The following is a 13,961-nucleotide window of genomic DNA, read 5'->3' as shown; positions in this document are numbered from 1 at the left end:
GATCTTGCCCCAACCCATTTCCGTATGAACAAAAATGGGCGGTTTCAGCGGGCTGAATGCCCATAAATCCGTTCTCTGCCTGAGTTTTCAGGCTGTTTGCCGGTTATCCGGCGATTTTGGGCGCAATACGCCCTATACATGCGATCCGCCCCAGCAACCGGACAGGCTGCCCATGCGGATCAGGTTATAGGTCGCAAACGCTAAAAAAGTTTGCCCGGCCAGTTTGGCCCGGCCGATCAGTTTGGTTTTGCGAAGGCCTCCGACGGTTTTCAGCCAGCCGAAGCATTCCTCGATCCGTTTGCGTCGCCGCTGGCTGATCGCGTAACCCTCATGGCGCGTGGTGCGGCTGTCGATGGCGCTGCCGACACGCTTGCGCGCCACGTGCGGCGTAATGCCCAAGCCTCGGCAGCCGTTCACGAAAGCAGGCGTGTCATAGCCCTTGTCCGCGCCGACGGTGCTGCCTTTCTTGGCATTGCGCAGCAACAGGTTCAGCGCTTCGATGTTTTCGGCGTGGCCATTGACCTCGGACACCGAGACGTCCACAACCAGACCGTTGCGGTTCTCGGTCAGGATATGGGCCATATGGCACAAGCGGCTGGCGTCGCCGGCGCTCTTGCGGGCCAGTCGCGCTTCCGGATCGGTTCGCGATTGATGCGTCTGGTTGCTTCGCTTCTCGCCCCGGAAATCGACGTCCGGGTTGCGCCCTGCGGGTGGGGACGTGTCGTCATCCTTGTGAACAAAGCTTTTGTGCGAAGCCCAGGCATCGATCAGCGTGCCGTCGACGCTGAAATGTTCGTCGCTGGTGAGCTTGCCCCACTCGGCCAGGCTGCGTACGCGAATGAAGAAGGCGCGGGCGACGTCTTCGGTAAACAAGCGGTCGCGATTTTGCGAGAAGGTCGAGTGATCCCATACGCGGGCATCGGCGGAAAGACCGACGAACCAGCGAAACAGCAGGTTGTAGTCCAGTTGCTCGACCAGCAGCCGCTCGGAGCGGATGGTGTAGAGCACTTGCAGCAGGGAGGCGCGCAGCAGATGTTCGGGCGGAATCGAAGGCCGCCCGACCCGGGAATATAAGCCGTCGAATATCTCATTCATCGAGCCGAGCACCAGATCGACCATCTGGCGGATCTTGCGCAGCGGGTGATTGGCCGGGATGCGATCTTCCAGCTGGATGTAGCTGAACAGGCTCGTCTGACTGTCGTTGCGGACGCCTCTCATCGGGTGCTTTCGCGGTTCGTTGGATGTTGATGATTATACCAAATGAATGGCTGTTGGTTTTTCAACGGCCTGCTAGGGGATCATCGTGAATAAACTAAGAGTACTGTTGGCTTCGCCGAGGTTGAAGGAAATCATGAGTCTGGCAGAGAGGAGGGCTTCGGATGCGGGGCCTTGTCAGTCTATCTCGTTTGGGATTGGGAAGATGCCTGTTTTGCCAGAGGAAAAACAATCGGCGAAGGACTTGGACAACGCCATTGCAAACTTGACTACTGCAGAGGCGTATGACTTCATTGTGCTCATGTATTTGGGTCGTGATGAGCTGGGTGACTCGACCGTTCCGCAGATGGTTGACTACTTGCGTGGCTTGTCAATGCAATGGGATGACAATGGAGTGAGGGCTAGTTTAGCTGAGAAAATGCCGCTTGCTGTTTATCTGCAACGTGGTATTGAGAAGGTGCTCTCTGTGAGCTAAGTACGCTTAGGTATGTTGACTCAGGGGTCATATTGAAATATGATCCCGTTCGCTATATTCAGTTGAAATGGCAAGTTAAATATTTTTGTTTTGACTAGATTGGAAGCAGGCTAGGATTCCTTCACCTCCGGCACTCTTGATGACGGACTGTGGGGGAGGATTGAGTTTGGGCAGTGCTGGAGCGAAGCATCTTAGCTTCTCGTGAGAGAAGGGCCACAAACGGTATGACCGTCTCGTTGAACAATTCTGACAACCTTCGGGTGTCGGCATGTTCATCATTTGAGACGGTTTTTTTGCATCCATCGGTCTCATGAATTTGCCGTCATCCTCAGCGCGGAGTGATGGCAATGACCACACCTTCTTTAGTGCAAACCAGCAACCAGCCGGTTGATGGCTTGACCCTGTATTTCTCCTGCAATCCGCAACTCATCGGCAAGCCCGACCTGAGTGATGATGCGGTTAAACAGTATTTAGCCCGTGGCTTCATCAATCGAGAGACCCGCTTCGCCGAGCTGATCGCTTTCATCGAATCCGGCTATGCGATTACTGGCCAGTTCTCTGGCCGTCGCAGCCGTGAGTATTTTCAGCAAACCAATGTGGTCATGGCGGACTTTGACGATGGCTTGGCCTACGACGCCTTGCTGGCGATGCCGCTGATTCGTCAGTATGCCGCCGCCATCTATGCAACGCCTAGCCATACCGAGGCGAAGCCGCGTTGGCGGGTGGTGTTCGTGTTGGACGAGGTGATTGTCGATGCCGACAAGCTTCGCAGCCTGATGTGCGGGATATTGCTCGAACTGCCGCAGGCGGATCCATCGTGTCGAGATACCGCCCGCATGTTCTTCGGGGCCAAGGCCGGCACTTCGGCCTGGGTGTTGGGCAATGTGCTGCCGGCTAACGAGGTAGCCCGATTGTGCGCTTTGCCTTCCTTGCCATCGCAGGGCGAGCAAGCGCAAGGAACGATGATCCGATCTGGCACGGGAAGGAGGGGTGAGCAAACCATCGATCCCGATATGCCGATCCAGCTGGCCAATGGCCACACGGGTTATCTTGCGGAATTGGATCACCATACGGCAGTACATTGCCCGTTTCATGCCGATAAGCATCCCAGCGCTTTCGTGACGGTGAGCAAAACGGGTGGAAAGGGCATCTATTGCAGCAGTTGCGATGCCAGCTTTTGGCCTAAACGTGTCCATGCCGTCGAGCACTACGACTTCAGCGAGTATGTGAACAGCCTGTCCGAGCGCCAGTACTGGGAGGAAGGGCAGGTGGCCGATGCGCAGTTGGCAGGCATTCCCAATAGTTTGTTATATCAACCGACGCGGACTTACCACGAACGTTGGCTAGGACCCATCGAGGACGCACCCGGTATCAGCTTGCTGATTAGTGGCAAGGGCACCGGCAAGACCGAGCAGTTAACTCAGCTGGTTCGGAAATTGCGCGCCCGTGGACAGCGGGTGCTGGTTATCGGACATCGACAAGTTCTCGTGAGCGCGTTGGCCGCTCGCCTGGGGTTGCATTGTTACTTGGACGATGATGAAGAGGGGTACGACGAGAGCGTAGCGGGGTATGCAATTTGCTTGGACAGCCTGCCCAAGCGGCTTAGCCCGGCCCTGCCCAAGGTGATTCCGAACTTTGATGTGGTCATCATCGACGAGGCCGAGCAGGTGTGGGCGCATTTGTTCGGAGACACAATCAAGTCCATTGGTCGAGTTTGGGGGCTGCTGTCCCATTTCTTAAAAAAGGCCAAGACCGTGATCGCCGCCGATGCCGACTTGAGCGAGATCACCGAGGACCTGCTAATGGCAGTACGTGGTTGGCAGGAGGTCCCGAATGTGTACTACAACAGCTACGCCGGAGAGGGCCGCGCGGTACAGCTGTTCGCCAAGCAGGACGAATTGGAGCAAGACTTGATGGATGCCTTGCAGGCGGGGCAACGCCTGTTCGTGGCGACCAATTCCGCAAAACAAGCGGAAGCGTTGGCTAACGTCATGACCGAGTCGGGCAAGCGGTGTTTTCTCGTGACCAGCCATAACTCGGGGCAGGCCGCAGTCCGCAAACAGCTGAACGACCTGGCGAATGCGATCTTGGACTACGACGTGATGGTGGCTTCGCCCTCGGTGGGGACGGGCTTCGACATCACCTTTCCGATGAACGAAGCATTGATCGATTGCGTATATGGCATATTCGTCGGCGGGGTAACGACGCATTTCGATATTGATCAGCAACTGGGACGTGTGCGCAATCCCAAGGCGGTCAAGGTATGGATCAATCCTCGCCGGGAGATGAGGCTGGTTGATCCGCTCAAGATATTCGATGGGGCGTATCGACTGGAAAGCGAGTACATCAAGGACATGGAGTCCATGTGTCATGGCTTTGACGAGAACTACCGTCCGAGAGTCGATCCGTTGTTGCTTTGGCTCCTGGCGAACGTGAACGCCAAGCGGAATGCTTCGCTGAACAATCTGCGCGCTAACTTTATCGAGTACAAGAAGGCACAGGGGTGGATGGTCGAGCTGATTGGCTTCGAGGATGACGAGGACAGGCCAAAGAGCCAGGCCGCCATACGCTTGATGGACGCGAGAAAGGAGATGGAAGAGGCGCGCGTGCAAGCGATAGTCCAAGCCAAGACGCTGGATAAGGAGGCTGTCGATCAGTTGAATATCACGAAACAGCGCCGCTCGCTGAGTCCGCATGAGCAAGTCGCCTTGACCCGGTATTATATCGAGCTGTTTTATGAGGAGCCGATTAGCCAGGAATTGGTCGAGTTGGATGACGACGGTCGGCACCGGGAGCGGATTCGCTTATTGGCCAATGTGCTGATGAGCGAAGATCTCGCGCGATTTCATGATCAACGCAAATCCGACCGCATGCCGAGCAATAGCTTGGTGCTGCGGCGTGAGTTGATGCATGAATTGCTTGAGCGTGCGCACATTCAAGTAACCGAGGACGGCTTGATCTGCCAGGGGGAGTTGATGCATGCACGGCTCTCGGACTTTGCAGCGTATTGCCAGTTTCATGCCGTACGGGTTGAAACCTTGTTGAAAATTCCTGTGAATAAGAATGTGTTGGCGAAACCGATGTCGCAGCTGAACAGGCTGCTTGGCTTGATGGCCATTTCGACTCAGAGAATTGGCCAGAAGGACCAGAATGGAAAGCGGGTGTATTTGTATACATTGAATGACGAGAGGATGCAGCAGTCGATCACCTATGCCAAGCGGTATCTGGCGAGAAATGCATTGGATGGCTTCAGCTTGGATGAGCGGGGGCATGTCCAGTTAGATCAGCTTGCTGCCCGTTTTAAATGGAAGAAGTGATATTCACCCGGCCTCCGGGCTGGAGGATAAGCATCCTCTAAAATTGATGTAATGCTATTATGGCGGCGCTTATCCGCCCGCGCCCCGATGCAAGCCAGTGGGTAGCATGGGTCGGCGGATAAGCGCCGCTGATTAGCATTTTAACTAATTGAGAGGGTGCTTATCCTCGGCGACGGGATGGCAGCATGACCGCTGTGAATTTAAAAACTCACGGCGCGAATCGCATCGCGTAGCGAAAGATTGAAATTCACGCGGCGACCGGCATGGCCCAGCCTGCTGGGGGATGACGGGGCAAGGCGGTCAAAGTCCACAGGGTGAAATGCTATAGCTTCCAGCAAAGCTTATGACGGGGTCGATATTGCGCTGTGAAATGAAGGGGTTAGTGGGGATTCGCTGAAGGTGAAGTGAGAAATGCAGTGGCCGCTCGCGTGGGATCACTCGATTTAGGGTCAAAATCCAGTGGTTGCCGTTGTCCTGACGGATGCGGGGAGGGAAGGTGTCCGCATTGCACATCACCCCAGGAGCCCACTACATGAACGACCCGAAAGCCCAAGCGACTTCCCAGACTCCCACAAACAAGCCGGCTCAGGCAACGCCGGGTCAAGCACCGGCAGAGGCGGCCAAGCCGGCTGCCGACGCCAAGGTCAATAAGATGGAAGTGGCGACCGAGATTTACAAGCAGATGATCCGGGTGAAGGATGTCACCCGGCAGGACATCATCGAGCAGTTCGTCGCCAAGGCCGGACTGACCAAGGCGGGCGCGGCCACCTATTACCAGATCATCAAGTGCAGGCTGACGCGCTGAACGACAGCCCAAGCCCAGCCAGTCCATCCCCTCCGGCAAGCGCCCGAGGGGATTTTTTATGAACTGACTGGCCTTTTGTGCAGGTCTGGCAAAAATCTTGACGCGTTGGGTTGTTCTGATAGGCAGTGCTTTTTAGAATATTCGGTCTTCTTAATGAATGGCATGTTGATGGACCTGAATGCACTGCTGGCCAGCTTTGCCTCGGCCTTCACCCAAGATCGACGTATGCTGACGCTGTCGCTTGGCGATGGCGCGATTGCTCCCCAATCCTTATTGCCGCTGAGTCTGGATGGCGTGGAGGGCATCGCCAAGCCATACCGCTATCAGCTGACCTGCCTGTCGCCGGATGGCAATATCGAACTGAAATCCCTGCTTGGCCTGTCGGCGCGGATCGGCATGGAAGATGCCATGGGCGGCGAGGCAATTCGTTGTGGTGTGGTCAGCCAAGTTCGGCAGTTGGGAGCCGATGGCGGGTTCGCCAAGTACGAGCTGTCGATTGAGTCGCCGTTCTCCTTGCTGCGGCATCGTCGCACCTCGCGAGTGTTTCAGGACATGACGGTGGCCGACATCGTCCAGCAGATCATCAGCGAACATCAGGCAGCCAATCTGGCCTTTGCTCGGGTGCAGGCCCTGAAGTTCGAGGCCAAGCCGGGGCATCTTCGCAGCTATGCCGTGCAATACCGGGAAAGCGACTTCGACTTCATCGTCCGCCTGCTGCATGAGGAAGGGCTCGGCTGGCGGTTTGTCCATCTGGACGAGGATGGTCCGCAAGTTCAACTGACTATTTTCGATGATGCCCATGCCTTGCCGGTTGCCAAGCTGGAACGGGTGCGTTTCCATCGCGCAGATGCAACCGAAGACGAAGACGGTCTCACGACTTGGCAGGCTGCCAGACAGATTGTCCCCAGCAGCGTGGCGCTGGCCAGCTTCGATTACAAGCCGGTGACGGCCCTGCAAGGGCAGCAAGCCAGCGGTATCGAGCAAGGACCGGCTGGTCAAGTCTTGCAAAGCAGCCTGACCCATTACGACGCGCCCGGCTTGTACTACGCGAGCGACGAGGAAGCACTCGGGCGCTATGCCGAGTTGCGTCAGCAGGCCAATGATCAGCAAGCCAAGTCGTTCAGCGGGGGCGGCACGGTACGCGGCCTCCTGCCGGGGGAATGGTTCCGCCTGGATGACCATCCGGCCCATGCCGGCGATGCGCCGGAAAAGCGCGAATTCGTCGTAACCGGGCAGACGCTACAGGTCCGCAACAACCTGCCGACGGATTTGGCCCGGCATGTCGGCGTGGCTGAAGATGCCGCGCCGTTTGCCACCTCGATTCAGGCACAGCGGCGAGGCATCCCATTGACGCCGGCCTATGCGGGAACCTCGCATGCCAAACCCACCAGCCCCGGTTGTCAGACCGCAACCGTGGTGGGGCCGGCGGGAGAGGAAGTGCATACCGACGAGCAAGGCCGGATCAAGGTGCAGCTGCACTGGCAAAGGCAAGAGGAGCACCCGACGATAGGCGCGGGCATGGACGACAAATCCTCGTGTTGGTTGCGTGTGGCCATGCCCTCGGTAGGGGCGGGGTTTGGACATCAGTTCCTCCCGCGCATCGGCCAGGAAGTGCTGATCGACTTCATCGAGGGTGACATCGATCGACCCTTGGTCAAGGGCGTGCTGTATAACGGCAGCCACCCCACGCCAAACTTCAGCGGCGCGGGCAGCCTGCCGGCCAATAAGACGCTATCCGGCATTCAGTCCAAGGAACATCAGGGCGGCGGCTACAACGAGCTGCTGTTCGACGATACGCCGGGCGAAGTGCGCGCCAAGCTGTCCAGCGAACCGGGCAAAACCCAACTGAATCAGGGCTTCCTGACCCACCCTCGCAGCAATGGCAAGGCCCAGCCGCGCGGCGACGGTTTTGAGCTGCGCACTGACAATCATGGCGCTATCCGTGCCGCGAATGGATTGCTGCTTACGACCGAGGCCCAAAATGGTGCCAGCGGCAAGCAACTGTCGCGCGAACATGCGCAAAGCCAGCTGCAATCTGCTGTGGCATTGGGTCAAGCCATGGATGAGCTGGCGGTTGGGCAACTGGCAGACCGCATGGAAATCGGCCCGGATCGGATTGAGTTGGATAACAGCAAGCAAGACAAGGCCGACACTGGCCATCTCATGCATCAGTTCGAAGCCATGCAGGCATGGGAGGCGGGGAGCAATACCGATCCAGATAGCAAAATGGGCAAAACGCAGCCAGGGCAACAAGCCTTACTGGTGCTGTCCGGTCCTGCGGGCATTGTCAGCGCCACGGAGCAAAGCCAGACTCTGGGCGCGGGCACGAATCTCAATCTGTTGGCTCAGCGCGATTACAACGAAACCAGCGGGCGGCGTTGGTTGCACAATGTCGGCAAGCACATCAGCCTGTTTGTCGGCGGGGTGAAGGACAAGATCGCCTTCAAGCTGATCGCGGCCAAGGGGCGGGTGCAGATCCAGGCGCAAAGCGATGCCATGGAGTTGACCGCGGACAAGGATGTCACCATCACCTCCTGCAAGGACCGCATAACCATCGCGGCCAAGGAGGAAATCCTGCTCAACGCTGGCGGCGGCGCATACATCCGCCTCGCGGGCGGCAATATCGAGGTGCATTGTCCCGGCACCGTCAGCGTGAAAGGCGCGCAGCACAACCTGAGTGGTCCGGCCAGCTTGAACTACAGAATGCCAACTTTCGGCAAGGTCTATAGCGGACGGTTCCAGCTGCAAGATCAGAAAACCGGCGAGCCATTGATTGGCCGCGCGTATTCCATCAAACAGGCAGGCGGACGCGCGATCAGCGGTTATACCGATCAGCAAGGCTGGACGATGACCGCCATGAGCCGGCAGCCGGAAGGGATGGACTTGCAGGTAACGGAAAAAGCGCCGGAGAAAACCGAGACATTGCATTTGGCTGGGGGCAGTCAGCATGAGCTAGGGCTCGAAATGCGCAATGACGCCCAGCAAGGATAAACCGCATGACCACCCTGACACCCAAAATGGCCGGAAACGGCGTCACGCGCCTGGAAGAAGATCGGCAATACGCCAAGCTGCCGACATCGGAAAACAAGCCCTATCTGCAACCCAAGGCGGATGTAGCTATTAAGTCGCCCAGCGTACGGACTGGCGTGAGCAAATCGGGCAGATCAATAACCATCAATGCGCGCCAGGTCGTGATGAGTGGTTTGATCATTGCCGACGAATGGCTGCACGAGTTCTTGTGGTATTACAAAGCCGAGGTTTGCTTTGATATGCCACTCGATCCGACTGGCGTACCAAAGCCCTTCCTGAGCACCACGCAAGGTAATAATCCCAACCGCCGCCACTCTCTGACGCCGTTCCCGAAAGGCATGCGCAAAGGCTGGCTACGGCGTCCTGACCTGATCATCGTGAAAAACAAGGCTATGCGTTGGCCAGGACGGGCGACGACCGATCATGATGGCGTGGCACATGGAGACAACTTGCACCGCTTGGTCGAGATTAAGTTCCCTGGCGATAGTTTGGGTCGAGAGCAAGCCATATCCTATCAACAGATCGCGGGAGGCCGTGATCGCTTCACACTATTGCACGTGATTCCTCCACGTGAAAAGCAAAGGCAGACCGAGCCGGTGAAACAACCTTCCCCGATGTTCGCGCCCAGGGCGGACGGGATCCCGCGTGGAGAGAATCGGCGAGTGCCGGTATATGGCCCACAGTCGCTACCAGACCCAGCCTTTTATGAAGCATGGCTGGATGAGGCGAAGCAACTGGTGCATAGCTTAGCCGAGGATGGCAAGGCCATCGCCAGGGATTTACGTCAGGCGGTGGGGCAGCTGTCGGCCAAGGTACAGGCGGAATTGAAGCAGCACGCGCCATGGCTGTTTACTGCGGGGCATTGGCTACAAGACAAGGCCAGCGAGACTTGGCATTTCGTCAACGAACAGGGGCAACGCATCGCGAGTTGGACCAGTGCCCAGTTGCGAGCAGCATGGGAGGAAATCCAGCGTTGCACCGACCTGACCTTGGAGACCTTGCGCCAGATAGACTGGACGCAGGTGTTATTGGATATCGGCAAGGGCCTGCTGGCGGTGGCAGCGGTTGTCGCGGGCGTTGTGGTAGTGTTCGTGCTCGGCGGCTGGTTGGTGGCTGCATTGACCGCACTGGTGGAAATCGGGGCCGCAGCGTGGGCTGCCGTTGCAGCAATGCTGGGTGGCGGCGCGTTGGCTGCCGCCTCTTGATGACGGGATAACTGATTAAAAAATGAGCATTCAAGAATATCAGCGCATGCAGGCGTATGCCCGCATCGCCAGTCAGGTGGATTTTATTGAAGGCGTGACCCCTGAGGGGGTGGTATTGGTCAGGCTGGGCCTGATTTGCACGGTGTACTTCCGTCATGGCGGGCAACGCGATGTGGGCTACAAGGTGCTCGGCTGTGTTGATCGTTTTGTCGAGCAGTTTGGTGAGCATCTGCAAGGACAGTTTCATAGCTTGAGCGGACGTAGCTTCACAAGCCTTCGCAAGGGTAGCCTCATGAAGGCAAAAGAAAAACTTCAGGCGCGTGTGGATGATGGGGGCTCATTTTCTTGGGATTTGCAAAGTGAAAAGAATGGTGAGGCGGCCGCTGCATATTCCATCACGGCGTTTACTTCGCATGCAGATAGTGATCCTTACGGGGTGTTGTCCTACGTTAAGATCATATTGCCGTGGCAGCTGCTGGAAACCCCGGAGGGTGAGCAACAGTTCAAGGATTGGGTGCGATATTTGTGTGAAGCCCTGGATGTGGAGCATGGCTATGCTGGCCTGAGCTTCAATCTCCCCTATGATTACCACCAGTTTCAGCCTTACGAGTTCCAGATGGCGCAACGTTATAGCGGCCTGATGGTGGATTCCGCCCCTCACTTGGACCTGACTGAGCTGCGTAATGGAATTAAAGGCGTCAACTGGCTGACCTTGCTGGGACCACGCTATATCGAGCAGTTGGGCGGCATGGCTGCGCTGAAGCAGCAACTCCAGCTGCCTGATGTCGGCGTGCAAGAAACCGACAACGGCAGGCTGATTATCCAGGCTGGCGCATTGCCCGATGTTGGGGCTCCTGAGAATGGCCATCCACCCGCCTATGTGGCGGTCAATCGAGTGTTGAAGTCGGTGAGGGTGCAGAACCCTGATCAGCTGCATACCTGCATGGATGATGCCGAAGGTTTTACCAAGACCAACACGCTGGCGTGGTATGCCCGATTCGATGACGCGCCATTGACGGATGCGCCAACTGAAAATGCCGAGCCTGCGGGGATGCGTTGCGAAGCCGGTAAGCCGTGTCCTGAAGATGGCATCTGGTGGACGCCGGCCAAGGCCGACTCACGGCGTGTTTTCGATAAGGGGGAGACCATGCCTGACTTTCCGGGCTCGGCATATGGGGGCACGATCTGGTATCTGGAACGCGAATAATCGTGGGTTTCGGCAAGGCTAGCTGGGAAATTGGATCGGTAGTCAACGCGGGGGATTGATACATGAATGCGCGAGTTGAGCTGGATGGCCAAGGTGTAACCTGGGCATCGAAGGTGGTGATTGCTGAGCCGGACCGTTTACTGGCCAGAATGCGGGCGGCGGGTTTGCCGTTGCAAGAAGGCACGGCAGGCGAGGCAGAGGGCGAGTCTGATAACAGCAAGATCACTGCGTTGGTTGCGGTCGGCGATGACCGGCTGTCCGCAATTGTTGCGACGCCCAGCGGATTGGTATATCGCTTGGAACCGGAACGGATCGAACCTGATTGGTGGTCGTTTGCCGCCCGGTATTACTACATCGTGACGGGCAATTTGGCGGATCGGCAGATGCTGGCGGAGCTTGCTGGCATACAGGCCAGCGCAGTCAAAGGCAAGACGATTTCGCGTAAGAAATCAGCAGAGCTGTCGGGTTTGACGCTAGACCAACTGCTTGATCAAGCGTGTCCAGAGTCGGAGCCGAGGCAGGACGCGTTGTTTAGCTGAGTTCGTTGCGAGGCAGGTCGTAAAAAGCGAGAGGATTATCGGTCCTCCCGCTTTTTTTGTTTCCGTAGTCTTGGGGGCGTAGCAGTGTCAGCGACCTGTTGTCAGGGCTTTGTCATTTTTGGCCAGGTCAGGGTAGATGACTTCACCATGAAGACAGCAAACCAGTCGATGGTCCGATACTTGGAATAAGGAGATGTCATCAGGGTCTTGTTGGCCAAGGAAGAAGACCCAGCCATTGATTTTTTTGTTATTTTTTCTTGCTTCGATAGCTTCTTGCTTACCAACCGCCATCTCGTTGCGCACGGATCGGCGCTTGAACTCGCTCCAGTCATGCCAGTCAATGCGTAGGCGATGGGCCTTTTCAGGAATCAGTCGGCCTCCGGGTTCACGTTCTCCCGCATCCAGCAACACTTCTAGGAATTCATCGGTTTCGATGGGCTGGCTCCAGCGGATCGGCGCATAGAATATGTGAGTACCTGGGTAGCGCTGAAGGCCGTTGCTGCGGAGACGTTTGAATACGGACTGGAAATCGGTGCCGTTGACGCCCGGAATTTCCAGGGGGAGGTCTCGGTCATAGGGCAGGTTGATGAAGGCCCGGCAAATTGGGCGAATAGTGTTGGCAGAACGACGGCGAGGGTGGGATGGCACAGTACCTGTGCTGCCGTGGCTACCTTGAACCGATGTCTTTGTCCCTGCCACGCCAGATGCGCCGGCATCCACGATCTCACGATCATCAAGTAGAACAAGACGAGATGGGTAAGATGCCGGGAAACCGTTAAGGGGATGGGTCAGGCGTTCGGACTGGCCACGTTTCACTAGCTTTTCTTCACCTTCCACATCGCAATTGTCGTAGTGGCCAAGCTTGGCGGCGAAGTACGGACGCGGTTTATTGGTTGGCTTGTACGATGCGGGGGTTACCTTTATGCCGCATCCACGGCAGATGTAACGCTCTTGGTCCACGTTTTCGATTTGCCAAAGCTGTTCCGCTTCGACGATCAAGCCGGTCACTTTATCCTGTGCGCTTTCCATCATTCAGCCCTTGCTGTTGTCATGGTGATTTCAATTTTGTGATGAATACCATGATTTCAAGATGGGTAGTTGTTAGAAATTTAAGCCGGCGGGATCATGTCCCGCCTCAGGCTCAGGCGCTATGTCCCTGACTGAGCAGATTGCGCAGCCAGAAGGCAAGGAAGCGGTTTAGCTCCTGCTGGATGGCTGGGCTTTCGACCGACATGTCTTCGCGGTAAGCCCGGCGATAGCCAAAGCAATCTTGATACGACAGCGCCTCGACGGTGCTGTTCGCGAAGTAGACCGCCATCGTCATGTCCGGGTCCGGGATCATGTCGCCTGACGAGTGCTTGTAATAATGGCTTAAGGCGATAACCAGTTTTTGCCCGCGTTTGGCCAGCACATCGACGTTCAAGTCCATGAAGCCGGGAGCCTTCAATTTCATCGCCGGGGGCAGGGTGCGCAGGTTGGGTAACAGCTGCTGCAACCGCTCGAAGTTTTGCTGCTGGACGGTCATGGAGCGTCTCCGCGTGGTGTGAAGCGGAAAGCATCATGGCTTCAGCAGGCGGCGGACAACGGGGACGGACTGATAGGGCGGGATAAAAACGGAAGGGGCGGCTAACTTGTTGATTGCCGTGGTTTTATTGGTTTTTGGCCGAGGCGGCCGCGCTGAAAGCCGCGTGAAACGCGGCAGCGAAACGGGTGGAAAAGCTTGGGAAGCTTCTGCTCTACCATTGAGCTACACCCGCGCGCTTCGCTGGAGCCCACGAATTTAGCGGGTTTCAGAGGGCTTGGCAAGGTTTTGCGCCGCAGCAAATCTATTCGCTGAAGCGGATTTTGAAGTGGCTGCGGATTTCAGCCCGCTAAGTGATTGATGCGAAAAGATTCATGCGGAACGCCGGCCGGTGTCAGTGGGTTTGGCGCGGACTTGCAGGCTCCAGCAGCGCGCCGACCATCTTGGCCAGCAGTTCGTAGTTCGCCTCCTGGGCCGCGCGTATGACCTGATTGCGCAACTCCTCCACCGATGGCCGGTTGTCGAAGTCGAAGAAGTCCTTCAGCTCGAAGTTCATCGCCGTGGCCATCTTCTCCAGCGTTTCTATGGAAGGGTAGTGCGCGCCAGCCAACTGAGCAGCCTGACGCGCTCGCCAAGTGATTCCGCC

The 13,961-nt window shown here is 57.0% G+C and carries 11 protein-coding genes; 7 read left to right on the top strand and 4 right to left on the bottom strand.

Annotation, left to right across the window (positions count from 1 at the left end):
- Window positions 1-132: 132 nt before the first annotated feature.
- Window positions 133-1,218: an IS5 family transposase gene (locus FYK34_RS10975; protein ID WP_149296396.1), complete on the bottom strand. Its 1,086-nt coding sequence runs from the start codon at window positions 1,216-1,218 to the stop codon at window positions 133-135.
- Window positions 1,219-1,303: 85 nt separating this feature from the next.
- On the opposite strand from FYK34_RS10975, the gene FYK34_RS10970 reads away from it, so the two are divergent.
- The 7 genes from FYK34_RS10970 to FYK34_RS10940 all read left to right on the top strand — a co-directional run bounded on the left by FYK34_RS10970 (window position 1,304) and on the right by FYK34_RS10940 (window position 11,793).
- Window positions 1,304-1,690 carry a DUF3775 domain-containing protein gene (locus FYK34_RS10970; protein ID WP_149296395.1) on the top strand — a complete coding sequence of 129 codons (387 nt, stop codon included), beginning with the start codon at window positions 1,304-1,306 and terminating at the stop codon, window positions 1,688-1,690.
- 347 nt (window positions 1,691-2,037) lie between these two features.
- Window positions 2,038-5,007, top strand: a complete 2,970-nt coding sequence (locus FYK34_RS10965) for a plasmid replication protein, CyRepA1 family (RefSeq protein WP_168209714.1) — start codon at window positions 2,038-2,040, stop codon at window positions 5,005-5,007.
- A 532-nt stretch (window positions 5,008-5,539) separates the two neighbouring features.
- Entirely contained in the window at window positions 5,540-5,812 is a 273-nt protein-coding gene (locus tag FYK34_RS10960) for a hypothetical protein (protein WP_149296393.1), read from the top strand.
- Window positions 5,813-5,980: 168 nt separating this feature from the next.
- Window positions 5,981-8,803, top strand: coding sequence for a type VI secretion system Vgr family protein (locus FYK34_RS10955; protein WP_149299925.1), 2,823 nt, complete (start codon window positions 5,981-5,983; stop codon window positions 8,801-8,803).
- A 5-nt stretch (window positions 8,804-8,808) separates the two neighbouring features.
- Window positions 8,809-10,047: a VRR-NUC domain-containing protein gene (locus FYK34_RS10950; RefSeq protein WP_149296392.1), complete on the top strand. Its 1,239-nt coding sequence runs from the start codon at window positions 8,809-8,811 to the stop codon at window positions 10,045-10,047.
- A 22-nt stretch (window positions 10,048-10,069) separates the two neighbouring features.
- On the top strand, window positions 10,070-11,254 hold the full coding sequence (locus tag FYK34_RS10945) for a DUF3396 domain-containing protein (RefSeq protein ID WP_149296391.1): 1,185 nt from the start codon (window positions 10,070-10,072) through the stop codon (window positions 11,252-11,254).
- Between the two features lie 62 nt (window positions 11,255-11,316).
- Window positions 11,317-11,793 carry a hypothetical protein gene (locus FYK34_RS10940; RefSeq protein WP_149296390.1) on the top strand — a complete coding sequence of 159 codons (477 nt, stop codon included), beginning with the start codon at window positions 11,317-11,319 and terminating at the stop codon, window positions 11,791-11,793.
- Between the two features lie 87 nt (window positions 11,794-11,880).
- Here the strand turns inward: FYK34_RS10940 and FYK34_RS10935 are convergent, their stop codons facing one another.
- The 3 genes from FYK34_RS10935 to FYK34_RS10925 form a co-directional block, all read right to left on the bottom strand.
- The gene (locus tag FYK34_RS10935) at window positions 11,881-12,825 is read right to left on the bottom strand and encodes a hypothetical protein (RefSeq protein ID WP_149296389.1); all 945 of its coding nucleotides are present in this window, start codon (window positions 12,823-12,825) and stop codon (window positions 11,881-11,883) included.
- 109 nt (window positions 12,826-12,934) lie between these two features.
- Window positions 12,935-13,318, bottom strand: a complete 384-nt coding sequence (locus FYK34_RS10930; RefSeq protein ID WP_149296388.1) for a DUF1249 domain-containing protein — start codon at window positions 13,316-13,318, stop codon at window positions 12,935-12,937.
- Between the two features lie 391 nt (window positions 13,319-13,709).
- The gene (locus FYK34_RS10925; RefSeq protein ID WP_149296387.1) at window positions 13,710-13,925 is read right to left on the bottom strand and encodes a hypothetical protein; all 216 of its coding nucleotides are present in this window, start codon (window positions 13,923-13,925) and stop codon (window positions 13,710-13,712) included.
- Window positions 13,926-13,961: the final 36 nt, after the last annotated feature.

The organism is Chromobacterium paludis, assembly GCF_008275125.1.
Taxonomy (GTDB): Bacteria; Pseudomonadota; Gammaproteobacteria; order Burkholderiales; family Chromobacteriaceae; genus Chromobacterium; species Chromobacterium paludis.
The sequence above is the reverse complement of the archived record's forward strand: the minus strand, read 5'-3'. Positions and strand labels throughout refer to the sequence as shown.

Bases quoted from the DNA above. Each gene is read 5' to 3' on its own strand.
- FYK34_RS10975 (WP_149296396.1), bottom strand. From the start codon at position 1,218: ATGAGAGGCGTCCGCAACGACAGTCAGACGAGCCTGTTCAGCTACATC.
- FYK34_RS10965 (WP_168209714.1), top strand. From the start codon at position 2,038: ATGACCACACCTTCTTTAGTGCAAACCAGCAACCAGCCGGTTGATGGC.
- FYK34_RS10960 (WP_149296393.1), top strand. From the start codon at position 5,540: ATGAACGACCCGAAAGCCCAAGCGACTTCCCAGACTCCCACAAACAAG.
- FYK34_RS10955 (WP_149299925.1), top strand. From the start codon at position 5,981: ATGGACCTGAATGCACTGCTGGCCAGCTTTGCCTCGGCCTTCACCCAA.
- FYK34_RS10950 (WP_149296392.1), top strand. From the start codon at position 8,809: ATGACCACCCTGACACCCAAAATGGCCGGAAACGGCGTCACGCGCCTG.
- FYK34_RS10945 (WP_149296391.1), top strand. From the start codon at position 10,070: ATGAGCATTCAAGAATATCAGCGCATGCAGGCGTATGCCCGCATCGCC.
- FYK34_RS10940 (WP_149296390.1), top strand. From the start codon at position 11,317: ATGAATGCGCGAGTTGAGCTGGATGGCCAAGGTGTAACCTGGGCATCG.
- FYK34_RS10935 (WP_149296389.1), bottom strand. From the start codon at position 12,825: ATGATGGAAAGCGCACAGGATAAAGTGACCGGCTTGATCGTCGAAGCG.
- FYK34_RS10930 (WP_149296388.1), bottom strand. From the start codon at position 13,318: ATGACCGTCCAGCAGCAAAACTTCGAGCGGTTGCAGCAGCTGTTACCC.